Origin of the sequence: Streptomyces sp. NPDC047072 (assembly GCF_040643855.1) — a bacterium.
Classification (GTDB): Bacteria; Actinomycetota; Actinomycetes; order Streptomycetales; family Streptomycetaceae; genus Streptomyces.
Genome location: NZ_JBEYVC010000029.1, coordinates 58,997 through 83,707, shown reverse-complemented (window position 1 = coordinate 83,707; position 24,711 = coordinate 58,997). Strand labels below are relative to the sequence as shown.

Sequence of the window (24,711 nt, the reverse complement as noted above, 5' to 3'; positions counted from 1 at the left end):
GGCGGTGCCCGGTCTGGTGGCGCGCGACGCCCGGACCGTCGTCCGCGCCCCCAACCTCGACTGGCAGGACACCGATCTGGGCACTCGTCGTACTCTTCGGCGAGTCGGGCGGTCGGGGTGTCGCCGGCCTCCGCGGTGGCGGCCGCGAGCGCTTCTCGTACGACGCCCAGGCGCCGTTCCTCCTCGGCGCGGTACTCGTCGGCGCGCTGGTATGCGGCGAGGGCGCGCTCCTCGGTCTCCCGGTCGACGTGGCCGTCGGGCTTGCGGGCGGGTGCGGGGTGTGCGGTGGCGCCGCACACGGCACAGGGCTCGCCGTCGACGAGGCTCGCGGCGAGTTCGGCGGCGATGCCGTTCAGGCGCTGTTCCTTGAGGTCGAGCCAGTGGGCGCGGGCGCCGGTGGCCTGTTCGCGGGCGGCGAGCACGCGCGCGTGGGCCGCGTCGGTGTCACCGGCGAACTGGTCGCGCTGCCGGGCGGCACCGAGCCGCCGCCGCGCGGGATCGCGCTGCACGCCGAGCTGTTCGGCCCGGGTGGTGGCGGCCTGGGCGGTCTCGATACGGCGCTGAAGTCCGGCGCGCGTCTCCTCCCACCCGGCGAGCCACGCCTCGGCCTCCTGGAGGACGTCCTCGTCGGCCCGCTCCTGACGGTCCAGATCCGCACGCTCACCGTCGAGTTCGGCGAGCCGCCCCTCGGCCCGCCGCGCCGACTCCAGCCCACCGAGCTCTTCTACGGCCCGCCGGGCCGCGGCGGCGAGACCGGCGGCACCGGCGTCGGGGAGGCCTGTGGAGTTGGCGGCGGCGAGGGGGACAGTGTTGGTACCGGCACTGGCGTCGGCCGGCCCGGCAGCATCGGCATCGGCGCCGACGTCGCTGAGCTCAGCAGCACCGGACCCGGCGTTCCCGGCGCACATCGCCTCCGCACCGCCACGCACCGCCCCCGCACCGCCACGCACCGCCCCCGCGACAGCGGCTCCGTCCGCGTCGGCGCCCCGCACGGCCGAGCGCCCCGCTCCCCCGTCGAACAGCGCCGCCCGCAGTGCCTCACGCGCCCGCGTCTCCCCCCGTACCGCCTCCGTGTGCTCCGCCTCCGCCGCCTCCCGCAGGTCGAGCGCGGGCGCGACCGTCTCCGCCTTGCGGGCGCGTTCCATGCGTGCCCGCGCCTGGTGGTAGCCGTCGACGCGCTCCTCCAGCAGCGCGGCACGCTCGCGTGCCTGGGCGAACCGGCGTTGCAGCCGGTCGAGTTCGCGTACGTCGGCCAACGCGCGCTCGGCCGCGGCCTGGGCGGACTCGGCGGCGGCGAGACGGCAGTGGGCCACGGTCAGTTGCTCGCGCGCGGTGCTGCGGGCGACCGCGGCCGCACCGAGCACCGCTTCCGCCAACCCCGGCTCGCCCGGCGCCAGTTCGGGCAGTTCCATGGCGTCACCGGCGGCCTGCTGCATGCGGTGCGCGTCGGCCAGCAACGCGCCGTCCCCCTCACGCACCTGCGCCTCGGCCGCCCGCCGGCGCTCGGCGAGCCGCTTCTCCACCTCGGCGAAGCGGTGCGTGTCGAAGAGCCGCCCGAGCAGCCGTCCGCGCGCCTCTGCGTCGGCCCGCAGGAAGCGCGCGAAGTCCCCCTGCGGCAACAGCACGACCTGACAGAACTGTTCGCGGCTCATGCCGAGCAGCTGGGTGAGTTCCTCGCCGATCTCCTGGTGGGACCGGCTGAGGTCCTTCCACGCCCCGGCGGCCGCGTCGTACTCCCGCAGCCAGCTCTGGGCCTTGTCGAGCGTCGTACCCGATCCGCGCTTCTTCGGCCGCTCCCAGGGCGGCTGCCGGGTGACCTCCAACCGGCGCCCGGCGACGGTGAGTTCAAGCGTCACCTGGGTACGGGTGGCGGCTTCCGCGTGGTCGCTGCGCAGCGTCATGCCCTGGCCGCTCTGCCGGGCACCCGGCACCGCGCCGTAGAGCGCGTAGCACACCCCGTCCAGCACCGAGGTCTTCCCGGCGCCGGTCGGCCCGTGCAGCAGGAACAGCCCGGCCGACGACAGCGCGTCGAAGTCGACGGTCTGGGAACCGCCGAACGGCCCGAACGCGCTGATCTCCAGACGGTGCAGCCTCACCGCGCCACCTCCCGCACGGCGTCGTCGGCGCGCACCGCGTCGAACGCGTCCCGCAGCACGGTCTGTTCACGCTCATCGGGCCCGGCGCCGCGCACATGGGCCACGAAGTCCTCGGCGATCTCCTGGTCGCTGCGGCCGGCGAGCCGTCTGGCGTAGGACACGTCGGGGTCGTCCGGGGCGCGCTCGGGGTCGAAGACGAGGCTGAGGGTGTGCGGGAAGCGCTCGCAGAGCCGCGCCATGGGCTCGGCGGGGCGGACGGGGTCGGTGAGCGTCGCCTCGACCCACGCCTCCTCGTGCCGGGCAAGCGCGGGGTCGGCGAGGAGTTCCTCCAACGTCCCCCGGATCCGGGCCAGTTCGCGCGGCACCGGGCAGTCGACGCGCTCGGCGGTGACCGCGCCGTCGGCGTCGAGGTCGACGAGCCACATGCTCTTGCGGTGATCGGCCTCCGAGAAGGAGTACGGCAGCGGGGAGCCGGAGTAGCGGACGCGCTCGGTGAGGGTCTGGCTGCCGTGCAGATGGCCGAGGGCGACGTAGTCGACGCCGTCGAAGACCCCGGCGGGCACCGCGGCCACGCCGCCGACCGTGATGTCCCGCTCGCTGTCGCTGGCCTCGCCGCCAGTGACGAAGGCGTGCGCGAGGACGACCGACCGCGTCCCGCGCGCGCGGGTGGCGAGGTCGGCCCGGACGCGCTCCATGGCGGCGGCGAGCACGGCCTCGTGGCCCGCCTTCTCCACCCCGAACTCGTCCTTGACGAGCGCGGGTTCGAGATAGGGCAGACCGTAGAAGGCGACGTCCCCGAAGGTGTCCTCCACCACCACCGGCGTCCCGCAGGCCCGCGGCTCGGTCCGCAGATGAATCCCCGCCCGCCCGATCAGCCCGGCCCCCACCCCGAGCCGCCGGGCCGAGTCGTGGTTCCCGGAGATCATCACCGTAGGCACACCGAGGTCGGCCAGCCGATGCAACGCGTCATCGAACAACTCGACGGCAGCGAGCGGCGGCACGGCCCGGTCGTACACATCCCCCGACACGACCACGGCGTCCACCCCGCGCTCCCGCACGGTCGTCACGAGATGCCCGACGAACTCGGCCTGGGCGCCGAGCAGGGAGACCCGGTGGAACGCCCGGCCGAGATGCCAGTCGGAAGTGTGCAGCAGTCGCATGATCCCCGAGACTAACGGCCGAGACTGACAGCACGGGCGGTTACTCCCGTATCGACCCGACTTGACCGGTCGGGCACACCGGTATCCGCCGGTCAGACGTCCCCGTACGCCTCTCCCCCGAGGACGAACCCGGCCGTGCCCGCCGTCGCGTCCGCGAGCCACCGCCGGAAGTCCTCGACGTCGGCGTCCGGAAGGCCGATCTCGATCGTGACCGCCTCGCCGTAGCGCACGTCCCGGACCTCGCGGCCGGTCGCGTGGAGGTCGTTCTGGAGCTTGCCGGCGCGCTGGTGGTCGACGGTCACCGTGGCGAGGCGGAAGCGGCGGCGGGTGAGGGTGCCGAGAGTGTCCAGGGCCTCGCCGACGGCGCCGCCGTACGCCCTGATGAGGCCGCCCGCGCCGAGCTTGACGCCGCCGTAGTAGCGGGTGACGACGGCGACGACGTAGCGCATGTCGCGGCGCAACAGCATCTGGAGCATGGGGACACCCGCCGTGCCGCCGGGTTCGCCGTCGTCGCTCGCCTTCTGGATCGCGGCATCGGCGCCGATGACGTACGCGAAGCAGTTGTGGGTGGCGTCGGCGTGCTCCTTACGCACGCGCGCGACGAACTCCTGGGCCTCCTCCTCGGTGGCGGCGGGCGCCAGGGCGCACAGGAAGCGCGAGCGGTTGACCTCGGTCTCGTGCACGCCCGCGCGGGCCACTGTGCGGTACTCGTCCTGCATCCGGCCAGCCTAATCCGTGGTCAGGAGTGCCCCCGGCTCACGGCCGCTTCCCCCGCGCCACCGTCACCGCTGTCAGCAACGCCGTCCCGGGCGCCAGCTCCCGCCAGCTCGTCCCGTGCCACGCCAGGACGGCGATCGCCGAGGTCGGGAACTTCGTACGGACCTCCTCCACCGTGTCGTCGAGGCCGTCGCCGGCCAGGGTGAGGACCAGTTCCTCCAGGCCGGGGTTGTGGCCGACAAGGAGCAGAGTCTCGACCTCGGGCGAGGTGTCCTGGACGGCGGCCAGCAGCTCCGGTACGTCGGCGCCGTACAACTCGGGGTCGAGGCGCACCGGCGGCGGGGTGCCCCACTCGGCGGAGGCCAGTTCCCAGGTCCGGCGCGCGCGTACGGCGGTGGAGCACAGGGCGAGGTCGGGGAGCAGGCCGGTCGTGGCGAGGATCCGGCCGGCCTCGGGGGCGTCGCGGTGGCCGCGCGGGCCGAGGGGGCGTTCGTGGTCGGGGACGCCGTCGGGCCACGCGGACTTGGCGTGCCGCAGGACGACCAGGCGGCGCAGCGGGCCCGCTCCGGTGCGCGCGCTCACGCCGGGGCTCCGAGGTCGCGGGTGAGTTCGAGGCCGAGCAGCCGGTCCGCGTAGGCGTACGTCTCGAAACGCGCCCCTTCCGGCACGTCGGCCTCCTCGACCCGGCGCAGCTCGCGCAGCACTTCGGGCACGTCCAGGTCGTCCTCCCAGGCGGTGCGGAGCCGCCCGCGCACCTCCTCGGGGACCGGCCGCGACGGGTGCCGCGCCCAGGCCGCCACCGACCGGCGCCAGCGTACGAGGGTCTCCCGCGCCTCGCCGAGAGCGGCCGGATCCAGCCGTGCGGCCCTGTCCCGGCGTACGGAGAGCAGCGCCAGGCGTACGGCGGTGGGGTCGGCGTCCGCCGGGACCGCCGCCTCCTCGACGGGCGCGACGGCGACCCGCACCCCGTCCGTCGGAGCGGTCCCGTCCGCCCGGACCACATGGATGATCTGGGCCTCGCCCCAGCCGGGGCCGACGTCGCGGCGGTCCTCGAAGGGCCGGATGCCCAGGGCCGCGGCGCCCGCGTGGAGTTCGGCCTGCTCGTGCTCGCCGGTCAGCAGCGACCACACGGGGGTGCCGCCGAGTTCGAGGGCCCGCACCAGGAGGTCGGCCACGAGGAGGACACGCAGGGAGGTGGGGTCGTAGGCGGGCGCGTGGGCCTCGATGCGGGTCAGGCCACGGCGGGCGGGGGCGGCGACGACGGGCTCGCCGGTTCGGGCGTCGATGATGCGCAGCACGGGGCGAGCGTAGGCGGCCCGACGGCCGGACGGGGGCAAGGGGACGGGATTCGGGACGGGGGAACGGGGTGCGGTCGGGTCTGCGGGCTCACGCATAGGCGCCGGGCCCGGGACGGGGAGACGGGGTGCGACACGGTCGGCGGGCTCACCGGCTGCCGGATCCGGGACGGGGAGACGGAGGGCAGTCCGGTCTGCGGGCTCACGCGTAGGCGCCGGTTCCGGGACGGAGAGACGGGGTGCGACACGGTCCGCGAGGCTCACCGGGTGCCGGATCTGGGACGGCGAGGCGAGTAGCGGTCCGGACCGGTTGCTTCGGCAGGAAAGCCGGGCTCACTCAGCGCGCCCCGGCCCCGGGAACGGCGAAACAGGGAGCGGTCCGGACCGCGGGCTCACTCACGGACGCCGGTTGCTTCGGCGGGAAACCCGGGCTCGCTCACCCGGCCCCGGCCCCGAACCCGGGAACGGCGAAACAGCACACGGTCCGGACCGCCGGCTCACTCACGGACGCCCGCGCCGGGACGGCGAAGCGGGGCTCACTCGCGGTTGCCCGGTGTGTGGATGCGTACCCGGTCCAGGACCGCGACCGCCGAGGCCTCGCCCAGGACGTCGGCCACCAACGGCAGGAAGGAACGCAGCCGCGGCTCCTCGTCCACGACGACGACCGTGCAGGGCCCCTTGCCGGGCTTCGGGTCGCCCGCGCCGAACCCGGTGACACCCCGGAAGACGCTCGCGCCGAGCAGGCCCTCGCGGTGGGCGCGGTGGACGAGCTCGGCGTAGGCGGGGCGGTGGTGCCACAGCACCGAGGTGTCGAGATGGATGGTCAGCCGCGCGGCGAGCGTGTCGTACCCGGTCATCGGCCACCCCCTGCCGTTCGGGATGCTGCGCACGGTACGCCCGAACAGCAGTCCAGGCCAGGGTCCCGGGGGCTGAGCCGTGGCACGTACCGCACGGCCCCTTCCCCACTGACCCCACCACTACGGCCGACGCCACTCCCGGTACAGGATCGCGAGCGGTCGTCGGATGCCGTACCCCACGGGCCGGCGCGTCACCGACGTCCCCGTGCCCTCGACACGGGACAACTGGTGCTCGGCGAGATCGAGCAACGCCCGTTGGAAGCGCAGGAGTTCCGGCTGGGTCGAGTCGAGGAGGGAGCGGGAGTCGGTCAGGGCCTTCCGGGTCCGGAGGCAGGTCTCGCCGACCAACTCCCGTACAGCCGGGGAGTCCTGGCCCTCTTCGAGCGCGGCACGCGTAACGCCCAGCCGTTCGAGATCCTCCTGCGGCAGATACAACCGCCCCTCCGCCAGGTCCTCCTTGAGGTCCGTCAGGAAGTCCAATCGCTGCAACCCCTCGGCCAACGACCGGCAACCGGACCGGAATTGCTCGTCGCCACCCCCTTCGAACTGAAGATCCTCGACGAGCATCAGCGCGGGCAGGGCGAGACGGTCGACGTACCGCTGGAAGTCGGCCTCGGTGGCGAACCCGGTGAAGTGCAACTCCTCGGCGGTGGCGTCGAGATAGCTGCGCACCCAGTGGTGCGGCAACCGCCGTACCGCGACGGTGTGCAGGAAGGCCCGCAGCACCGGATCCTCAGCCCGCCCACCGTCCAGCCCCTCGCCGACCTGACGCACCCACGCCCGCCAGCGCGGCAACCGCTCGTGCAGCGGCCCCTGGTCGGCGAGGTCGTCGGTGCGGGCGAGGAAGGCGTACGCGGCGACCAGGTGCGGCCGGAGCGACGGCGCCACCAGCAGCCGTACGACGGCGTAGTGGGCGAGGATCCGCCGGGCGAAGACCCGGGCGGCGACGGAGTAGTCCGCGCGCAGGTCGAGATCAGGTGCACCGTCGGCCAACCTGCGGTTCCCACTCACCACTGCGCCCCACACGTTCCTCGGTCCGATCGTCCGGCCCCACCCTAGCCAGCCTATTTCTACAGTGCTGTAGATTTACTTGAGAGGTCGCGAAACGGCCCCGGACCGACAGTGCGTGGAGGAATGAAGCATGGGTGTTTCCCTGTCCAAGGGTGGCAACGTCTCGCTGAGCAAGGAGGCGCCTGGGCTGAGTGCCGTCGTGGTCGGCCTGGGCTGGGACGTCCGCACCACCACCGGCGCGGACTTCGACCTGGACGCCTCGGCGTTGCTGCTGGACGCGGCGGGCAAGGTCGTCTCCGACCGGCACTTCGTCTTCTACAACAACCTGACCAGCCCGGACGGTTCGGTGGAGCACACCGGCGACAACCTCACCGGTGAGGGCGAGGGCGACGACGAGAGCATCAAGGTGAACCTCGCCGCGGTGCCCGTCGAGGTCGAGCGGATCGTCGTCCCGGTCTCGATCCACGACGCGGACGCGCGCGGGCAGAGTTTCGGGCAGATCCGCAACGCCTTCATCCGCGTGGTGAACCAGGCGGGCGGCGCCGAACTCGCCCGCTACGACCTGTCCGAGGACGCGTCGAGCGAGACGGCGATGGTCTTCGGCGAGCTGTACCGCGCCGGTGCGGAGTGGAAGTTCCGCGCGGTCGGGCAGGGTTACGCGTCCGGGCTGGCGGGGATCGCGGCGGACTTCGGGGTGCATGTCTGAGTACGGCGCGCGACCGGGTCCGTTCCATTGGGCGGACCCGACTCCTCTCCCCCACCTGCCAGGAGGCCCCGTGACCACCCCGTTCCGCCTGCGCGCCGAGGACCGGCCGGACTTCGAGGCGGTCCTGCACCTGGCGCTCAACACCCCTGATGTACGTTCCGTGTTGACCGCCGATCCGAGCGGGCGGACGGCCGCGCGGCTGCGGATGCGGGCCCTCACGGACGCCGACGAGATCGCGGCCGCGGCACGGGAGGAGTACGACGACTACATCGCGTTGCGCGCCGCCGCCCAGGAGGAAGCCCCGGCAGAAGGAAGCGTGCTGCCCGCCGTGGCCGTACTGACCCCCCTGGTGGCCGCGACATCCGCCGCGGTCCTGCTGACGCTCGGCTACACGGTCCAACTCACCGACGTACGCCCCCAGTTGTCGGGCCCCTTGATCACCGCGGGCTGGACCCTGACCCTCCTGGCAGCCGCAGGCACCCTCGCAGCCCTCACCGCCCTGCTGACCACGGCCCTGCGCCGCCGCCCGAACTCGACACCGCCCGCCCTCCTGGAACAGGCCCGCGCAACCTGGCAACAGTCCCTACTGACCCACGGAATGCTCCCCCACCTACGCCGCTACGCTGTCCCCGAGCAGACCGCACGCCCTCCAGCGAAGGACCAGAACCAGTGACCCCGCCGCCCCACAGCGGCCGCCCCCGACACTGAGCCGTTCCACGAGCCCGCACGCTCGCGCCTCACTCCACGGCGGCCCCACACCCCGGTGCGCATCCCGCACCGCCGTACACCGCCATGCCGAACACGTGAGGCCGTCACCGTGGACATCGACGTCCAGAGTTTCACCGTCGCCCATCTCCGCCGCCGCCCCGCCGCAACCGAAGTCGCGGGTTTCATCGCCGGGTTCGACCCCGCCACGACCAGTCCGTACGTCAACTACGCAACGCCCGTTTCCGGTTTCCACCCGAGCGACCAGGACGTCAGAGACCTCATCACGGCATTCCGCGAACGCGGTCTCCGGCCCCGGCTGGAGTTCGCCCCGGGCGCCGCTCCGGCCGTGGAGGCGGCCCTGCGCCGTACGGGATTCACCGTCCAGGCGGCCCACGAGTACCTGGTCTGCACACCCACCACGCTGACCGTGCCGTCCACCGAAGGCGCGGTCGTCGAGACGCCCCGTACGGACGAGGACTTCGCCGCGCTCGACACCGCCCTGTCCGAGGCGTTCGCCGGTGCGTTCACCCCGTCCGCCGAGGGCGCGGCCCGCCTGCGGCGCACCCAGGAACTCGGTGGGGCAGTCGGGTTCGTGCGTGCTCCCGACGGCGGTTGTACCGGTGGAGGCGCGTGCTCGGCGCCGGCCGTCGGCACGGCTGAGCTGACGTCCGTGGGGACCCGTCCAGCCTTCCGCGGTCGCGGTCTCGCCGCGCTGGTCACCGCGGCACTGACCGGTGCCGTGCTCGCCCGTGGGGCGCGGTCGGTCTGGTTGGAGTGCTCGGGCGAGGGGTCCCGGCGCGTCTATGAACGTGTCGGTTACCGGGCTGGAGGCACCCGGCTGTACATGGCGCTCGACGTATGAGGCAGCGGGGCCCGGGTCCGATGCTCACGCCCCCAACCGCCCCCTCCCCTCACACCGGCTCCGGCACCACCGCCACCGCGCAGTCCGCCCGATGGAGCACCCCATGGGCCACCCGCCCCAGCTGGAGCCCGAAGTGCCCGGGGCGGCGCCTGGTGCCGACGACCAGGAGGATTGCGTCGGGGGCGCGGCCTTCAACGGTACGGCGATGCAGGGCCAGGTCGGTGGGGACGGCGCCGAGCGCCTCCTCCAGGGCCTCCGCCGCCCGGCGCGCGTGCACGTGGGCGGACTCGCCGGTGAGCAGTGGACGGTCGGCCGGATCGTGCGCCGGGCACCGCCAGGCCCGTACCGCCAGCGACTCCGCTCCCCGCAGCCGCGCCTCCTCGACGACGAACCGCAACGCGGCCGACGACGCCTTCTCGTTGCCGACGCCCACGACGACACGGCCCGTTCCTCACCCCGTACGACGATCAGCGGACAGTGCGCGTGCCCGGCCACGGTCAGGCTCACCGAGCCCAGCAGCACCGCGCCCCCTCGTGACGGTCACCAGGAGAGCGGCCTGACGGCTCTCCCGCACCAGCGTGCACTCCGGCTCCTCGGGCACGACGTCCACGGACACCTTCACGTCCGGCCGGCGGTCGCGGGCCCGGCACGCGGCGAACTCGACGATGTCCTCGGCCCGCAGCGCGACCGCCGAACCGTCGACCCCGACGACGACCGGCAACTCCATGCCGCTCACCGCCCGGCTCCGGGGCCGAGGGCGGCACGGACGAGACCGGTGACGGCACGGATCATGATCTCCACCTCCTGAGCAAAGATTCCGAACCTCCTGAGCAGAGAGTTCGAACCTCCTGAGCAGGGATTCCGATCCGAGCCCCCGCCCGCGACGCCGTCCGCCGACAGGGACCACGGGTCCCTCCCCAGGGGCCGACCGGCCCTGATCGGCGTCCCCGGGCAACAGGCCCCCGAGCACCCGGCACGAGCACCACCGCCCCCTCCTCGCGCCTCCGCCCACCCCGGTGGATCCTGGGACCCCGCGAAGAGAGGTCCCGCATGTCCCAGAGCACGGCCAGACCCGTCCCGGTGTGGCGTCGGCTGGCTCCCGGCGCCGCCGCCCTCCTCGGCTACCGGCGCTCCTGGATCCGCGGTGACCTGCTGGCCGGCGTCACCGTGGCCGCGTATCTGGTGCCGCAGGTGATGGCGTACGCGGGTGTCGCGGGGCTGCCGCCGGTCGCCGGGCTGTGGGCGATCCTGCCCGCCCTCGCCCTGTACGCGCTCTTCGGCTCCTCCCGCCTGCTCTCGGTCGGTCCCGAGTCCACGACCGCCCTGATGACCGCCACCGTGGTCGCTCCGCTAGCGGCCGGCGACCCCGACCGCTACGCCACCCTCGCCGCCACGCTCGCGGTCACCGTCGGCCTCCTGTGCCTGGTCGCCCGCGCCGTCCGCCTCGGCTTCCTCGCCGACCTGCTCTCCCGCCCGGTCCTGATCGGCTATCTGACCGGCGTGGCCCTGATCATGATCGTGGACCAACTCCCCAAGCTCACCGGCGTGAAGACGACCGGCGATGAGTTCCTCCCCCAACTGTGGTCCTTCCTGCGGCACTTGACCGACGCCCACACGGCCACCGTCGTCTTCTCCGCCGCCGCTCTCGCCTTCCTCTTCACCGTGTCGCGGTACGTCCGTGCCGTACCGGGCCCGCTGCTCACCGTCGTTCTCGCCATCACCGCCGTCGTCGGACTCGACCTCGACGGGCGGTACGGCCTCAAGGTGATCGGCGAAGTACCGTCGGGGCTCCCCGAGTTCGCGTGGCCGGACCTCACCGAACTGCCGCACCTCGTCCTGCCCGCGCTCGGCGTGCTGATCGTGGCGTACACCGACTTCATCCTCACCGCGCGGGCGTTCCACGACGACGGCCCCGAACTGGACGCCGACCAGGAGTTCCTGGCGCTCGGCGCCGCCAACCTCGGCGCGGGCGTCCTGCACGGCTTCCCGGTCAGCAGCAGCGCCAGCCGGACCGCGCTGGCCTCCTCGGCGGGCGCCCGCAGCCAGGCGTACTCCCTGGTGGCCGGGGTGGTGGTGCTCGCCGTCCTGCTCTTCCTCAGCCCGCTGCTCACCCGGTCGCCCTCGGCGGTCCTGGGCTCGCTCGTCGTCTACGCCGCCGTCCGCATGATCGACCTCGCCGGCTTCCGCCGCCTCGCGTCCTTCCGCCGCCGCGAACTGCTGCTCGCGCTCGGCTGTCTGGCCGGGGTCCTCGCCCTCGACATCCTCTACGGCGTGCTGGTGGCCGTCGGCCTGTCGGTGGCCGAGCTGCTGAGCCGGGTGGCCCGCCCGCACGACGCGGTCGAGGGGCTGGTCCCGGGCCTGGCCGGCATGCACGACATCGACGACTACCCGCAGGCCCGCACCATCCCGGGGCTGCTGGTGTACCGCTACGACTCCCCGCTGTTCTTCGCCAACGCGGCGGACTTCCACCGCCGCGCCCTCGCCGCCGTCGACCAACAGACCGACCCCGTCCGGTGGTTCGTCCTCAACACCGAGGCGAACGTGGAGGTCGACATCACCGCGCTGGACGCAGTCGACGAGCTGCGCCGCGAACTCACCGACAGGGGTGTGGTGTTCGCCCTCGCCCGCGTCAAGCAGGACCTCCTCGACGACCTCCGGGCGTACGGCCTCGCGGACGCCGTGGGCCCGGACCTGATCTTCCCGACCCTGCCGACGGCCGTGACCGCGTACCACTCCTGGCTGGAGAAACGGCCGGAATGACGGAATCACCGCGCGCCTCCCGCTGTTTGCCTGCACAGCAGCCCGTCCGCACCGCAAGGAGGCCCGTCGTGTACGGCGACGCAGCAACCGTCCGCAAGATCCTCACCGAGTCCGGCGACACCTGGGCGGTCGTGGGCCTGTCCACCAACCGCAGCCGCGCGGCGTACGGCGTCGCGGAGGTCCTCCAGCGCTACGGCAAGCGGGTCGTGCCCGTGCACCCCAAGGCGGAGACGGTCCACGGCGAGCAGGGCTACCCCTCGCTGGACGCGATCCCCTTCCCGGTCGACGTGGTCGACGTGTTCGTCAACAGCGACCTGGCCGGTGCCGTCGCCGACGAGGCGGTCGCCGTCGGCGCCAAGGCCGTCTGGTACCAGCTGGACGTGATCGACGAGGCCGCCTACGACCGCACCCGCGCGGCCGGCCTGGACATGGTCATGGACCGCTGCCCGGCAATCGAGATCCCGCGTCTCGACTGATTCAGGAATTACCCTCGGAAAAGTCAATTCTCGCGCACCCGTCTTCAAATCAAAGGGCGGCCATTCCTAATCTGGAGCCTCTTGTACATCGAATGTACATATTGCGTGAGAGGCTCGTTAATTTATGGTAAGCGTCGACGCGATACCGGACAGAAAAGGGAGCCCGCGCGGACTTCGACGGGATGTCGGACTCATCGGGCTCATGTGGGCGTCGGTCGGTTCCATCATCGGATCCGGATGGCTGTACGGCGCCCAGGAGGCCGTCGGCGCGGCGGGCCCCGCGGCGATCATCTCCTGGGTGATCGGCGCGGTGGCCATCGTCCTGCTGGCCCTGGTGCACGCGGAACTCGGCGGAATGTTCCCGGTGGCGGGCGGCACCGCGCGTTATCCGCATTACGCCTTCGGCGGGCTCGCCGGAATGTCCTTCGGCTGGTTCTCCTGGCTCCAGGCGGCGACCGTGGCACCGATCGAGGTCGAGGCCATGATCGGATACGCCGGGCACTGGTCCTGGGCGCAGGGATTCCAGCACGCGGACAAGACGCTGACGACCAGCGGACTGATCGTGGCCGTCGTCCTGATGGCGGTCTTCGTGGTCGTCAACTTCCTCGGCGTACGGGCCCTCGCCCACACCAACAGCGCCACCACCTGGTGGAAGATCGCCGTACCGCTCGCCGCGATCTTCGTCATCGCGGCCGGCAACTTCCACCCGGCCAACTTCCACTCCGAGGGCTTCGCGCCCTTCGGCGCCAAGGGCGTGCTGAGCGCCATCAGCACCAGCGGCATCATCTTCGCCCTCCTCGGCTTCGAGCAGGCCATCCAGCTGGCGGGCGAGAGCCGGGATCCCAAGCGCGACCTGCCCCGCGCGACCATCGGCTCGGTGGCCATCGGCGCGGTCATCTACCTGCTGCTCCAGATCGTGTTCATCGCGGCGCTGCCGCACAGCACCTTCGCGCACGGCTGGGCCAAGCTCGACTACCCGGGGATCAGCGGGCCTTGGGCGGGCCTGGCCACCCTCGTGGGCCTCGGCTGGCTGAGCGTGGTGCTCTACCTGGACGCGGTGATCTCGCCCGGCGGCACCGGGCTCATCTACACCACCGCGACCTCCCGGGTGTCGTACGGACTGGCCAGGAACGGCTACGCGCCCAAGCTCTTCGAGCGGCTGGACCGCAACGGCGTGCCCTGGTTCGGCCTCGCCATCTCCTTCGTCACCGGCGTGATCTGCTTCCTGCCCTTCCCGAGCTGGCAGGAGCTGGTCTCCTTCATCACGTCCGCGAGCGTCCTGATGTACGCCGGTGCGCCGTTGGCGTACGGCGTCTTCGCGCAGCGGCTGCCGCACCACGACCGTCCCTACCGGCTGCCGGCCGGGTCGGTCCTCACCCCGGTGTCCTTCGTGGTCGCCAACCTCATCATCTACTGGGCGGGTTGGCACACCCTGTGGCGGCTCGCCCTGGCGATCGTCCTCGGCTATGTGCTGCTCGGCGGCTACGCCTGGTACGCCGTCTCCAAGGGCCTGCCCGACGCTCCCCGCCTGGACTGGAAGGCCGCGCAGTGGCTGCCGGTCTACCTGGTGGGCATGGGCGTGATCTCCTGGCAGGGCGGCTTCGGAGGCGGGCGCGGAAACATCGGCCTGTGGTGGGACATCCTGCTGATCGCGGTCTTCTCCCTGGTGATCTACTACTGGGCGCGGGCCACCGCGTCCCCGGCCGAGGAGATCGAGCGGAGCATCGACGAGATCGTGGTCACGGACGCGCCCGCGCACTGACGCGTACGACGGCGGACGGGGTGCCTCCGCGTGTGGAGGCACCCCGTCTCCCCTCCCGCCGTCCACGGGCCCCCGACATAATGTGCGGGTGACCTCCACCACCCCCAACTCCGGTGCCCCACTGCGCTTTCCGGTCGTCGTCGTGGGCGCCGGCCCCGCCGGGCTGACCATCGGCAACATCCTGCGGGCCGCGGGAGTCGACTGCCTGGTCCTGGAGACGGAGAGCCGTACCTTCATCGAGAAGCGGCCGCGGGCGGGCGTCATCGAGGAGTGGGCGGTGCGCGGGCTGGAGCAACGCGGGCTCGCGGAGACCCTGTTGAAAAAGGCCCAGCTGCACACCGAGTGCGAGTTCCGTTTCGCCGGAGACCGATTCCGATTCGACTACGGCGAATTGACGGGCCGTCACCACTTCGTCTATCCGCAACCGCTGCTCGTCACCGACCTGGTGCGCGAGTACGCCGACGTCCGGGGCGGCGAGATCCGCTTCGGCGTACGCGACGTCCACCTGCACGACCTGGAGTCGGCGCGCCCGTCGGTGTCGTACCTGAACCCGGAGACCGGACAGTACGAGCACGTGGAGTGCGACTTCGTGGCGGGCTGCGACGGCGCGCGCGGGGTGACCCGTACGGTGCTGCCGGAGAGCGTGCACATCGCCCGGCACGACTACGGCGTCGGCTGGCTGGCGCTGCTCGCGGAGGCGCCGCCGTCCTCGGACTGCGTGCTGTTCGGCATCCATCCGAACGGTTTCGCCGGGCACATGGCCCGCAGCCCCGAGGTCACCCGCTACTACCTGGAGTGCCCGCCGGGCGACGACCCCGAGAACTGGCCGCACGACCGGGTCTGGTCGGAACTCCAGCAACGCCTCGCGGCGGACGGCACCCCGCCCCTCGCCGAGGGCACGCTGATCGAGAAGCGCGTGCTCGACATGCACAACTACGTGGTCGAGCCGATGACGTTCGGCCGCCTCTTCCTCGCCGGCGACGCGGCCCACCTCACCGCGCCCATCGCCGCGAAGGGCATGAACCTCGCCCTCCACGACGCGTTCCTGCTGGGCGACGCGCTCGTGGCCTACCTCGGCAAGGGCGACGGCAGCGGGCTCGACACGTACTCGGAGACCTGTCTGCGCCGCGTCTGGGACTACCAGGAGTTCTCCCAGTGGCTGTCGGAGGTCTACCACGGCACGTCGTCGGGCGACGAGTACCGGGCCGGCACCACCTTCGCCCGCCTGCGCCGTCTGTTCACGTCCCCGGCAGCGGCGGCGGCCTTCGCGGAGCAGTACCTGGGCACGGCGTCGACGTACTGACACCTCCCCGGCGCGACAAACCACCCCGCCGGCGTTACACCGGACCCAGGGAGTCCGCGCAGCTCCTGGAGGAGGTGCGCTACGAGGGCCGCGACAGCTGTTTCATCGTCCCGGTCGGCTTCACGACCGACTTCGCCTCGGTCCCCCAGATCCTCGTCTGGCTCATTCCGCGCTACGGCGTCTACACCAAGGCCGCGATCCTGCACGACTTCCTGTGCAGGACGGCGTTCGTGAACCGCGCCGACGCCGACGGCGTCTTCCGGCGCGCTGCTGCGGCAACGGGGCGCGTGGGCGCTCGTGGCTCTGCCCTCCGTGGTGTTCCTCGCCCTTCCCGCCCTGGTCGTCGGCGTCTGGCTGCTGGCCTTCCTGGCCCTGGAGTGGCTCGTCTACCCGCTCGCCGGGCGGAAGGCGGAGGGCATCGCCAACAAGCCCACGCTCAGCGGAGCGCCCGACGAGAAGGCGGAGGAGCGGGCCGGAGGGCTTCCCGGAGAACGGACTGCGCACAAGCCCGTCAGTCGTGCACCGGTCGGTCGCTGAGCCGGTGGTCCGCGACGTTCAGCGCCTCGTCCACGAGCCGCCGCAGATGGCCGTCCCGCAGGGTGTAGATCACCCGGCGCCCCTCCTTGCGGGTGTTCACCAGGCCCGCCAGCCGCAGCCGCGCCAGATGCTGGCTGACCGCCGGCCGGGCCGCTCCGCACTTCTCCGTGAGCGTCGTGACGTCGGCCTCTCCGGCCGTCAGGGCGTGCAGAAGGGTGAGGCGGGTGCGGTCGCCGAGGAGGGCCAGGATCTCGGCGGCGAGGGCGAACTGTTCCTCGCCGGGGGTGCGCGGGTGCGCATCGTGTGCAGGTGACAGGTGCATGCGTGCGCTCATACGCACATAATGGCTCGGTGGGCGAGGTACGTCCACTCCCGCGCGCACCGGAAGGGGCACCACGTGAGCGACCGGCACGAGCACCGTCACGACCACGGGCACACACACGGCCATGAACACCCTGGGCACGGGCACGACCACGCCCACCACCACGCCCCGCGCCCCGGCCTCCGGCACCGTCTCGGCCACCTCCTCACCCCGCACTCCCACGAGACCGCCGACAAGCTCGACTCCGCTATGGAGTCCTCCGCGCGCGGCATGCGCGCCCTGTGGGTCTCCCTCGCGGTGCTCGGTGTCACGGCGCTCGCGCAGGCGGTCGTCGTGGTCGTCTCCGGGTCCGTCGCGCTGCTCGGCGACACGGTGCACAACGCCGCGGACGCGCTGACCGCCGTACCGCTCGGCATCGCCTTCGTCCTGGGCCGGCGTGCGGCCACCCGGCGATTCACCTACGGCTACGGCCGGGCCGAGGATCTCGCGGGCATCGCGATCGTGCTGACCATCGCCGCGAGCGCCGCCTTCGCGGGATGGGCGGCGATCGACCGGCTCCTGGACCCGCGTCCGGTCGCGCACGTCCCGGCGGTCGCCGTCGCCGCGCTGGTCGGCTTCGCGGGCAACGAGTGGGTGGCGCGGTACCGGATCCGGGTGGGCCGGGAGATCGGTTCGGCCGCGCTGGTGGCGGACGGCCTGCACGCCCGTACGGACGGATTCACCTCGCTGGCCGTGCTGTTGGGCGCGGGCGGCTCGGCCCTCGGGTGGCAACTCGCCGACCCGATCGTGGGGTTGGCGATCACGGCGGCCATCGCGCTGGTGCTGCGGGACGCGGCGCGCGAGGTGTTCCGGCGGGTGCTGGACGCCATCGACCCGGCGCTGGTGGACCGGGCCGAACAGGCGCTGCACGAGGTCGAAGGAGTGCGCGGGGTCGGCGAGTTGAGGCTGCGCTGGATCGGCCACCGGCTGCGCGCGGAGGTCGCGGTCGTGGTGGACGGCGAGGCGACGGTACGGCAGGCCCACGCGATCGCGGTCGACGCCGAACACGCCCTCCTGCACGCGGTACCGAAACTCACGGCGGCCCTGGTCCACGCGGATCCGGCACCGGCGCCGGGGGAGGCGGACCCGCACGGGGCGCTGGCGCATCACGCGAACGCCTGAGGGAGGGGTGCGGGATCAGGCCGTCCCCAGCCCCTCGATCACCACCGCCCCCGGCAACTCCGCGAACGCCTTCCCCGGTACCAGCAGCTTGCCCCTCCGCCGTCCGCTGCCGACCAGCACGTACGGCAGGTCCACGACGGCGGAGTCCACCAACAGCGGCCAGTCGGCGGGGAGTCCGATCGGGGTGATGCCGCCGTACTCCATGCCGGTCTCCCCGGTCGCCGTGTCCATGGACGCGAACGAGGCCTTGCGGGCGCCGAGTTGGCGGCGTACGACCCCGTTGACGTCGACCCGGGTGGTGGACAGCACCACACACGCGGCGAGCGTGGTCTCACCGCCCCGCTTCCCCGCCACGACCACGCAGTTGGCCGACCGCTCCAGCAACTCCCGCCCGTAGTGCTCCACGAAGACCGCGGTGTCGGCCCACTCGGGGTCGGTGTCGACGTACACGATCTGCTCTGCCAGGACGCCGCCGCTCCAGTGGCGTACGGCGTCGGCGACCGGGCGGGTCAGCTCGTCGAGGGCGTCGGGGGCGGGGATGGCGTGGTCGAAGTGTCCGATCGGTGCGTCCATGACCGCACGCTAACAGCCGGTCAGGACACGGCCGGCACCGAGACGGCGAGCATCCACCGCGCGGGCACGTCCCCCCGGTTGGCGTACTCGTGCTCGGTGCCCGCCTCGAACGTGACGCTGGCCCCGGCGGGCACGCGGTGCTCCAACCCCTCGACGGTGAGGGTCAGTTCGCCCTCGGTGACGTGAAGGATCTCGACCGTGCCGACGGGGTGCGGATCCGAGTGGCTGCTCTCCCCCGGCATCATCCGCCACTCCCACATCTCCAGCGGGCCGGGCGCCTCCGCGCCCGCGAGCAGCCGGCTCCAGCTGCCCGCGTCGGTGTGCCACAGCCGCACCACCTGGTCGGCCGGGACGATCCGCACCTTGGGGCCCTGCTCGTAGTCGAGGAGCGTGGTGATGCTGATCCCAAGGGCGTCGCCGATCTTGACGACCGTACCGAGGCTCGGGTTGGTCCGGGCCTGCTCGATCTGGATGAGCATGCCGCGGCTGACGCCGGCACGGGCGGCGAGCACGTCCAGGGTGAAGCCGCGCTCGGTCCGCCAGCGCTTGACGTTGCGCGCCAGGGACTGGGTCAGCAGGTCGAGGTCCGACACGTCACGTCCAATATTTTGTAGGACACAGTACAACTTGATGAACTACGGTGGGGTGCACCCGCTCGTCCACCGAACTGTACTGCGAGGCCACCAGTGACAGCATTCTTCGCCCTGGCCACCAGCCTGTTGTGGGGCCTGGCCGACTTCGGCGGCGGTGTGCTGGCCCGGCGCGTCCCCGCCCTCACGGTGGTCGTGGTCTCGCAGGCGATCGCGGCGGTGGTACTCGGCGCGATCGTGGTGGCGACCGGCGGCTGGAGCGAGGCGGGCCCCCGGTTGTGGTTCGCGGGCGCGGCGGGCCTCGCGGGACCGGTCGCCCTGATCTGCTTCTACAAGGCACTCGCGCTCGGCCCCATGGGGGTCGTCTCCCCGCTGGGCACGCTGAGCGTGGCGGTCCCCGTCGGCGTCGGCCTCTTCCTCGGCGAACGCCCGGGCCTCATCCAGGTCGCGGGTATCGCGGTGGCCGTCACCGGGGTCGTCCTGGCAGGCGGCCCCCAGCTCCGCGGGGCCCCCGTACAACGCCAGGCGATCCTCCTCACCCTGATCGCGGCCCTCGGCTTCGGCACGGTCTTCGCCCTGATCGCGGAGTCGTCCACGACGGTCACGGGCCTGTTCCTCGCCCTGTTCGTGCAGCGCCTGATCAACGTGACGGTGGGCGGCGCGGCCCTCTACGTCTCGGTGAAGCGAGGCACACCCGCACTCCCGCCCACGGGTTTCCCCTGGCCCTCTCTCCCGGCACTGACCTTCGTCGGCCTGGCGGACGTCGCCGCCAACGGCATGTACTCCGTGGCCGCCCGCCTGGGCCCGATCACCGTGGCCGCGGTCCTGGCCTCCCTCTACCCGGTGGTCACAGCCTTGGCCGCCCGAGGCTTCCTGAGCGAACGCCTACGAGCACTGCAGGCGGCGGGGGCGGGTTTGGCTCTGGTAGGCACGGTCCTCCTAGCAACCGGCTGACCCTCCAACTCCCTAGGGGCGCGGGGCTGTATCCATTTGCGGCTCCGCCGCGTGGGCGCGACCAGCCCCCACCAGCCCGCACCCGCCGGACAAAGAGACCTGGCACCCCCATAGGCACATCAGTCCAGCTCCGCCAACCTCGCCAACTGCTCCTCGTCAAGCCCCGCCAACGCGTTGAGCTGTTCCGCCGTACCCCCCGGAGGGACCGGCGCAGGCGTCCGCAACGGCGGCTGCCACCCCTCCTCCACGGTCCACCGCCGTACGACCCGAGCCGGCGCCCCCGCCACCACGGAGTGATCCGGCACCACCCCCCGCACCACCGCCCCGGCCGCCACGACGACGTTCCGCCCGATCCGCGCCCCCGGCAGGATCACCGCACCGGTCCCGACCCAGCACCCCGACCCGATCGACACCGGCTCCATCCGCGGCCACTGCTTGCCGATCGGCTCGTGGGGATCGTCGTACGAGTGGTTCGTGGACGTGACATAGACGTACGGCCCGAAGTAGCAGTCGCTGCCGATGGTGACCGTGGTGTCGGCGATGACATGGCTGCCGCGCCCGAGGACGACCCCGTCGCCGATGCGCAGGATCGGCTCGGGACCGAGGTCGAGGTCGGGCATGAGCCCGGCGGTCAGGGTGACCTGCTCGCCGACGATGCAGTGGGACCCCACATGGATCCACGGTTCCCCGAAGACCGTGCCGAGCGGAAAGGCGAGCCGGGTGTGCGCACCCAGCGCGCCGAAGCGGAAGCGCCCGGGGCGCTCGGCGGTGACGGAGCCCGTGCGCTGCACCCAGGCCCAGCCCGCGTGGACGGCGCGCTGCACGAGGCGACCCCGCCGGGATGAGAACGTGTTCCTGTTCTTCGGCACGGAGTCACCGTACTGAGCACAGGGCGTCCCCATGAGGCCGAGGGGTTGTGATCTTCGCCCCACCGGATGGCGTACGGTGCGGGATGTCCACGACGTTCACGACGTTCACGGCGAGGAGAGGGCGATGGCGCAGAAGCCGTTGATCACGGGCATCGGCGGGAAGGAACCGAAGATCGACGAGGAGGCCTTCGTGGCGCCCACCGCGTCGGTGATCGGCGACGTGACGCTGGCGGCGGACGCGAGCCTCTGGTACGGCGCGGTGGCCCGCGGCGACGGGGAACGCATCTCGGTCGGCGCCCAGAGCAACATCCAGGACAACTGCACCCTCCACGCCGACCCCGGCTTCCCCGTCACCATCGGCGAACGCGTCTCGGTCGGCCACAACGCGGTGGTCCACGGCGCGACAGTGGAGGACGACTGCCTGATCGGCATGGGCGCGACAGTTCTGAACGGCGCGGTGATCGGCACAGGTTCCCTGGTCGCAGCCCAGGCGTTGGTCCCCCAGGGAATGCAGATCCCTCCAGGCTCCCTGGTGGCAGGAGTCCCGGCAAAGGTACGGAGGGAACTAACAGAGGAAGAGCGCCAGGGCTTGACTCTCAACGGCACGCATTACGTGCACCTGGCCAAAGCCCACAAAGGAATCACCGAGTAGGTCAACCTGCCAGGGGCGCGGGGAACTGCGCGACCAGCCACAACCGACCCGCACCCGCCATCACTCAGAAACCCCCACGGTCTCCCGCGAAGCATTCGCCTTCGCCGCCTTCCGCTTGACGACCACCATCGACGCCACCCCGATCAACACGGCGGCCACCAGCCCCAACCAGGAGAACCGCTTCAACCACGACTCGGCGACAATCCCGACGTAGTAGATGACCGCCGTCGTCCCCCCGGCCCACACGATCCCACCCAGCACGTTGGCGATCAGAAACTTCCAGTACGGCATCCGCAGCACACCCGCGAGCGGCCCCGCGAAAATCCTCAGCAGCGCGACGAAGCGGCCGAAGAACACCGCCCACATGCCCCACTTCTCGAAGGACCGCTCGGCCGTGGCGATGTGCCCCTCACTGAAGTGCTTCGGGAACTTCTTCCCGAGCCACGCGAGCAACGGCCGCCCACCCTTGCGCCCGATCGCATAGCCGATGGAGTCCCCGACGATCGCCCCGACACTCGCGCACGCGCCCAGCACCACGGGATTGATCCCGTCGTGCTGCGAGGACAGCAGGGCGGCCGACACCAGGATGATCTCGCCGGGCAGCGGAATGCCCAGGCTCTCCAGACCGATGACCAGTCCCACCAGGGCATAGACCGCGGCCGCGGGCACCGTGTCGAGCCACTCCTGGACGTGCAACGCCGGTCCTCCAGATTCGTGTTCGGGGCGCACGCCCGTGCGGGCGCGCGCCGTGGCAGCCTATCGGGTCACGCTCACCCCCGTCCGCAGCCGCAGATCCTCCGCCGACGCCCCGACCCACACCGTCCGGCGCCCGCTCCCCAGCACCCACCGGTGCCGCTCCGCGTCCCACGAGGACAGCGTCCGGGCCGCGACGCGCACGGTCACCCGCCGCTCCTCCCCCACCTTCAGGGCGAGCCGCCGGTATCCGGCCAGCACGCGTACCGCCTGGTCGAGCCGGAGGTCCGGCGAGGGCCCGACGTACACCTGCGGTACGGCGATCCCGTCGCGCGCCCCGGTGTTGTGGACGGTGAAGCTCACGTCCAGCCCCTGCTCGTGCCACCGTGCGTCCGGGTCGTCGTAGTCGAAGACGGTGTACGACAGCCCGTGGCCGAAGGCGAACAGCGGCCGTACGCCCTGCTGGTCGTACCAGCGGTAGCCGGCGTGAATGCCCTCGGAGTACTCCTCGGTGCCGTCGACTCCGGGATAGCGGCGGGGGTCCCCGGCGACCGGGTGGTGGGCGTCGTCGACGGGGAAGGACTGCGTGAGGCGTCCGCCGGGGTCGCAGTCGCCGAAGAGGACGGCGGCTGTGGCGGCCGCGCCCTCCTGGCCCGGGTAGTACATCTGGAGCACCGCGCCGGTGCGCTCCAGCCAGGGCATCGCGGTCGCGGACGAGGTGTTGAGGACGACGGTGGTGCGCGGGTTGGCCGCCGTCACAGCCTCGATCAGCCGGTCCTGGTGGCCGGGGAGGGCGAGGGTCGTGCGGTCCTGGCCCTCGGTGGCGTCCTCGTGGGCGAACAGGACGACCTGGCGGGCGGCACGGGCCGCGCGCACCGCCGCCGCGAGGTCCCGCTTCCGGGTCGCCCCTGTGGTGTGCCGCAGCCGGAAGAGCTGTCCCGCGCCCCCGCCCTTCGCGGTGATCCGCAGCCGGTGGGCGCCCGCGGTCAACCGCACGGTGGCGCGGCGGACGTGGAGACCGTCGGGCGCGGCCGAGACCAGACCGCCCGCGGACCACTCCGTCCAGCCCGGCTTGAGCGGGAACAGGTCGGTGCCGTCGAGGGAGATCCTGGGGCGGGCGTCGGGTGCGCCGGAGTAGTGGACGACAAAGGTCCACTCGTCGGCTGCGGCGACGGTGAGCGTCCCGTCGTAGGTCCAGGTCTTCCCGGCGTCGACTCCTTCGCCCTCACTGTCGAGGGCGGGGTTCAGCGCCGCCGTCGGGATCCGCTTGCCGTAGAGGTCCTCGCCGAGGGTGTAGGTGACCTTTCCGTCCGCGCGCGCGGTGATCGTGTCGAGAGGACTGTCGGCGCGCGTGGGGACGACATGCGCGCTGCCGCCGCCGCTGACGAAGGGGAGCTTTCCGGTGGGGCCGATCACCGCGATGCTGTCCTTGCCGGTCAAAGGGAGGGCGCCAGCCGCGTTGCGCAGCAGGGTGGCGCCCGCCTTGGCGACCTCCAGGGCGACGGCCGCGCCCGCCTTCGCGTCGCGCCCGGGGCGCGCCGGGCGGCTCTCGTCGAGGAGGCCGAAGCGGTCCATGACAGTGAGGATCCGCCGCACCGACCGGTCGACGTGCCGCTCGGACACGCTGCCGTCGCGGACGGCGGTCCTGAGCGCCGTACCGAAGTACCTGCCGTTCGGCATCTCCATGTCGAGGCCCGCTTCGAGGGCCGCGCCGGTGCTGTGGGCGGCGTCCCAGTCGGTCATGACCCAGCCGTCGAAGCCCCAGCGTGCGCGCAGGGCGCCGGTGAGGAGTTCCTCGTGCTCGCAGGCGAAGGTGCCGTTGACCTTGTTGTAGGCGCCCATCACCGCGCCCGCGCGGGCGGCGACGGCGGCCTCGAAGCCGCGCAGTTCCAGTTCGTTGAGGGTCTGTTCGTCGACGCGTACGTCGATCGACATGCGGTCCTTCTCCTGGTTGTTGACGGCGTAGTGCTTGACGGTGGCGACGAGCCCCTCGGCCTGGATGCCCTCGATCTCGGCGGCGACCAGGTCGGCGGTCAGGAGCGGGTCCTCGCTGAAGGTCTCGAAGTTGCGGCCCGCATACGGGGTGCGGATGAGGTTGACCATCGGCGAGAGCAGGACGTCCTGGCCCAGGGCGCGGCCCTCGTGACCGATCACCCCGCCGTAGCGGCGGGCCAGGTCCGGGTCGAAGGCGGAGGCCAGCAGGACGGGGGCGGGCAGGGCGGTGGCGTGCTTCGTGACGCGGACACCGGCCGGGCCGTCGGCGAGTCTGAGCGGTGGGATGCCGAGGCGGGGCACTCCAGGGACGTATCCCGCCTGGCCGAGCGGTTCGGGGTCGGTCGCGCCGTGCAGCAGGGAGCTCTTCTCGTCGAGGGTGAGCCGCGCGATCAGCTCCTCCACGCGCGAGTCGGCGCGGGCGTGCGCCGACGAGCCGCCGGTGACCGCCGCGACGACGGTGATCGCGCCGCCCAGCAGACGCAGGGCGGACCTCCGGCTGACGGGTTCGGTCATGGGGCGGCACTCCTTCGACAGGCGGATCGCACTACGAGTCATCACGAAGTTACAGTGCGTGACTGACAATCGATGCGCGCCCACCCGGACACACCAGGGCGGGGCCGCCCCCGAAGGAGCGGCCCCGCCCTCTCCCGCC

At 72.3% G+C, this 24,711-nt stretch carries 24 protein-coding genes and 2 pseudogenes; 12 read left to right on the top strand and 14 right to left on the bottom strand.

Annotated features, from left to right (window positions below):
* From ABZ896_RS15865 to ABZ896_RS15835, 7 genes are all read right to left on the bottom strand, one after another.
* Positions 1-2,096, bottom strand: a 2,096-nt coding sequence (locus tag ABZ896_RS15865) for an SMC family ATPase (RefSeq protein WP_360928051.1), incomplete at its 3' end; no start/stop codon positions are given.
* Complete coding sequence (locus ABZ896_RS15860; protein ID WP_360928048.1) at positions 2,093-3,256, bottom strand: exonuclease SbcCD subunit D; 1,164 nt, start codon at positions 3,254-3,256, stop codon at positions 2,093-2,095. The genes ABZ896_RS15865 and ABZ896_RS15860, both read right to left, overlap by 4 nt.
* Before the next feature lie 92 nt (positions 3,257-3,348).
* The gene (locus ABZ896_RS15855) at positions 3,349-3,975 is read right to left on the bottom strand and encodes a YigZ family protein (protein ID WP_360928045.1); all 627 of its coding nucleotides are present in this window, start codon (positions 3,973-3,975) and stop codon (positions 3,349-3,351) included.
* Positions 3,976-4,012: 37 nt separating this feature from the next.
* The gene (locus ABZ896_RS15850) at positions 4,013-4,555 is read right to left on the bottom strand and encodes a histidine phosphatase family protein (RefSeq protein ID WP_360928043.1); all 543 of its coding nucleotides are present in this window, start codon (positions 4,553-4,555) and stop codon (positions 4,013-4,015) included.
* A complete protein-coding gene (locus ABZ896_RS15845) occupies positions 4,552-5,271 on the bottom strand; it encodes a hypothetical protein (RefSeq protein WP_360928040.1) in 720 nt (239 codons plus the stop codon). The genes ABZ896_RS15850 and ABZ896_RS15845 overlap by 4 nt, the downstream gene beginning before the upstream one ends.
* A gap of 533 nt (positions 5,272-5,804) precedes the next feature.
* Entirely contained in the window at positions 5,805-6,125 is a 321-nt protein-coding gene (locus ABZ896_RS15840; protein ID WP_360928037.1) for a DUF190 domain-containing protein, read from the bottom strand.
* Between the two features lie 120 nt (positions 6,126-6,245).
* Positions 6,246-7,118, bottom strand: coding sequence for a squalene/phytoene synthase family protein (locus tag ABZ896_RS15835; protein WP_360928034.1), 873 nt, complete (start codon positions 7,116-7,118; stop codon positions 6,246-6,248).
* A gap of 148 nt (positions 7,119-7,266) precedes the next feature.
* Between ABZ896_RS15835 and ABZ896_RS15830 the strand changes: the two genes are divergently transcribed.
* The 3 genes from ABZ896_RS15830 (at position 7,267) to ABZ896_RS15820 (ending at position 9,412) form a co-directional block, all read left to right on the top strand.
* Complete coding sequence (locus ABZ896_RS15830; RefSeq protein WP_360928031.1) at positions 7,267-7,842, top strand: TerD family protein; 576 nt, start codon at positions 7,267-7,269, stop codon at positions 7,840-7,842.
* A 70-nt stretch (positions 7,843-7,912) separates the two neighbouring features.
* The gene (locus tag ABZ896_RS15825) at positions 7,913-8,515 is read left to right on the top strand and encodes a hypothetical protein (RefSeq protein WP_360928028.1); all 603 of its coding nucleotides are present in this window, start codon (positions 7,913-7,915) and stop codon (positions 8,513-8,515) included.
* A gap of 144 nt (positions 8,516-8,659) precedes the next feature.
* Entirely contained in the window at positions 8,660-9,412 is a 753-nt protein-coding gene (locus ABZ896_RS15820; RefSeq protein ID WP_360928025.1) for a GNAT family N-acetyltransferase, read from the top strand.
* A gap of 49 nt (positions 9,413-9,461) precedes the next feature.
* Here ABZ896_RS15820 and ABZ896_RS15815 read toward each other — a convergent pair.
* Positions 9,462-10,139, bottom strand: a pseudogene (locus ABZ896_RS15815) (universal stress protein).
* Positions 10,140-10,462: 323 nt separating this feature from the next.
* On the opposite strand from ABZ896_RS15815, the gene sulP reads away from it, so the two are divergent.
* The 6 genes and pseudogenes from sulP (at position 10,463) to ABZ896_RS15785 (ending at position 16,250) form a co-directional block, all read left to right on the top strand.
* Entirely contained in the window at positions 10,463-12,172 is a 1,710-nt protein-coding gene (gene sulP, locus ABZ896_RS15810) for a sulfate permease (protein WP_360928022.1), read from the top strand.
* Between the two features lie 68 nt (positions 12,173-12,240).
* Entirely contained in the window at positions 12,241-12,648 is a 408-nt protein-coding gene (locus tag ABZ896_RS15805) for a CoA-binding protein (protein ID WP_360928019.1), read from the top strand.
* A 124-nt stretch (positions 12,649-12,772) separates the two neighbouring features.
* Positions 12,773-14,410 (top strand): APC family permease, encoded by a 1,638-nt coding sequence (locus tag ABZ896_RS15800; RefSeq protein ID WP_360928016.1) that lies wholly within the window; start codon positions 12,773-12,775, stop codon positions 14,408-14,410.
* An 88-nt stretch (positions 14,411-14,498) separates the two neighbouring features.
* On the top strand, positions 14,499-15,713 hold the full coding sequence (locus tag ABZ896_RS15795; protein ID WP_360928013.1) for a 4-hydroxybenzoate 3-monooxygenase: 1,215 nt from the start codon (positions 14,499-14,501) through the stop codon (positions 15,711-15,713).
* A pseudogene (locus ABZ896_RS15790) lies at positions 15,710-15,988 on the top strand (DUF1353 domain-containing protein); the annotation flags it as partial. The gene ABZ896_RS15795 and the pseudogene ABZ896_RS15790, both read left to right, overlap by 4 nt.
* A gap of 22 nt (positions 15,989-16,010) precedes the next feature.
* Positions 16,011-16,250 carry a hypothetical protein gene (locus tag ABZ896_RS15785; RefSeq protein WP_360928057.1) on the top strand — a complete coding sequence of 80 codons (240 nt, stop codon included), beginning with the start codon at positions 16,011-16,013 and terminating at the stop codon, positions 16,248-16,250.
* Here the strand turns inward: ABZ896_RS15785 and ABZ896_RS15780 are convergent.
* Complete coding sequence (locus tag ABZ896_RS15780) at positions 16,225-16,584, bottom strand: metalloregulator ArsR/SmtB family transcription factor (protein ID WP_360928010.1); 360 nt, start codon at positions 16,582-16,584, stop codon at positions 16,225-16,227. The genes ABZ896_RS15785 and ABZ896_RS15780 overlap by 26 nt on opposite strands.
* A gap of 63 nt (positions 16,585-16,647) precedes the next feature.
* Here ABZ896_RS15780 and ABZ896_RS15775 point away from each other — a divergent pair, with 63 nt between their 5' ends.
* Positions 16,648-17,733: a cation diffusion facilitator family transporter gene (locus ABZ896_RS15775; protein WP_360928007.1), complete on the top strand. Its 1,086-nt coding sequence runs from the start codon at positions 16,648-16,650 to the stop codon at positions 17,731-17,733.
* 15 nt (positions 17,734-17,748) lie between these two features.
* On the opposite strand, the gene ABZ896_RS15770 is transcribed toward ABZ896_RS15775, so the two are convergent.
* Both ABZ896_RS15770 and ABZ896_RS15765 read right to left on the bottom strand, forming a co-directional pair.
* Positions 17,749-18,306: a YbaK/EbsC family protein gene (locus ABZ896_RS15770; RefSeq protein WP_360928004.1), complete on the bottom strand. Its 558-nt coding sequence runs from the start codon at positions 18,304-18,306 to the stop codon at positions 17,749-17,751.
* Positions 18,307-18,326: 20 nt separating this feature from the next.
* Positions 18,327-18,899, bottom strand: a complete 573-nt coding sequence (locus tag ABZ896_RS15765; protein WP_360928001.1) for an XRE family transcriptional regulator — start codon at positions 18,897-18,899, stop codon at positions 18,327-18,329.
* Positions 18,900-18,992: 93 nt separating this feature from the next.
* On the opposite strand from ABZ896_RS15765, the gene ABZ896_RS15760 reads away from it, so the two are divergent.
* Positions 18,993-19,850 carry an EamA family transporter gene (locus ABZ896_RS15760; RefSeq protein ID WP_360927998.1) on the top strand — a complete coding sequence of 286 codons (858 nt, stop codon included), beginning with the start codon at positions 18,993-18,995 and terminating at the stop codon, positions 19,848-19,850.
* A 119-nt stretch (positions 19,851-19,969) separates the two neighbouring features.
* Here ABZ896_RS15760 and ABZ896_RS15755 read toward each other — a convergent pair whose 3' ends face one another.
* On the bottom strand, positions 19,970-20,719 hold the full coding sequence (locus tag ABZ896_RS15755) for an acyltransferase (RefSeq protein ID WP_360927995.1): 750 nt from the start codon (positions 20,717-20,719) through the stop codon (positions 19,970-19,972).
* Positions 20,720-20,843: 124 nt separating this feature from the next.
* Here ABZ896_RS15755 and ABZ896_RS15750 point away from each other — a divergent pair, with 124 nt between their 5' ends.
* Entirely contained in the window at positions 20,844-21,371 is a 528-nt protein-coding gene (locus ABZ896_RS15750) for a gamma carbonic anhydrase family protein (protein ID WP_360927992.1), read from the top strand.
* A 60-nt stretch (positions 21,372-21,431) separates the two neighbouring features.
* Here ABZ896_RS15750 and ABZ896_RS15745 read toward each other — a convergent pair whose 3' ends face one another.
* Entirely contained in the window at positions 21,432-22,067 is a 636-nt protein-coding gene (locus tag ABZ896_RS15745; RefSeq protein WP_360927989.1) for a DedA family protein, read from the bottom strand.
* Positions 22,068-22,127: 60 nt separating this feature from the next.
* Positions 22,128-24,572: a glycoside hydrolase family 3 C-terminal domain-containing protein gene (locus ABZ896_RS15740; protein WP_360927986.1), complete on the bottom strand. Its 2,445-nt coding sequence runs from the start codon at positions 24,570-24,572 to the stop codon at positions 22,128-22,130.
* Positions 24,573-24,711: the final 139 nt, after the last annotated feature.

Coding starts and splice junctions, on each gene's coding strand:
- ABZ896_RS15860 (WP_360928048.1), bottom strand. CDS start 3,256: ATGCGACTGCTGCACACTTCCGACTGGCATCTCGGCCGGGCGTTCCAC.
- ABZ896_RS15855 (WP_360928045.1), bottom strand. CDS start 3,975: ATGCAGGACGAGTACCGCACAGTGGCCCGCGCGGGCGTGCACGAGACC.
- ABZ896_RS15840 (WP_360928037.1), bottom strand. CDS start 6,125: ATGACCGGGTACGACACGCTCGCCGCGCGGCTGACCATCCATCTCGAC.
- ABZ896_RS15830 (WP_360928031.1), top strand. CDS start 7,267: ATGGGTGTTTCCCTGTCCAAGGGTGGCAACGTCTCGCTGAGCAAGGAG.
- sulP (WP_360928022.1), top strand. CDS start 10,463: ATGTCCCAGAGCACGGCCAGACCCGTCCCGGTGTGGCGTCGGCTGGCT.
- ABZ896_RS15800 (WP_360928016.1), top strand. CDS start 12,773: ATGGTAAGCGTCGACGCGATACCGGACAGAAAAGGGAGCCCGCGCGGA.
- ABZ896_RS15780 (WP_360928010.1), bottom strand. CDS start 16,584: ATGAGCGCACGCATGCACCTGTCACCTGCACACGATGCGCACCCGCGC.
- ABZ896_RS15770 (WP_360928004.1), bottom strand. CDS start 18,306: ATGGACGCACCGATCGGACACTTCGACCACGCCATCCCCGCCCCCGAC.
- ABZ896_RS15750 (WP_360927992.1), top strand. CDS start 20,844: ATGGCGCAGAAGCCGTTGATCACGGGCATCGGCGGGAAGGAACCGAAG.
- ABZ896_RS15740 (WP_360927986.1), bottom strand. CDS start 24,572: ATGACCGAACCCGTCAGCCGGAGGTCCGCCCTGCGTCTGCTGGGCGGC.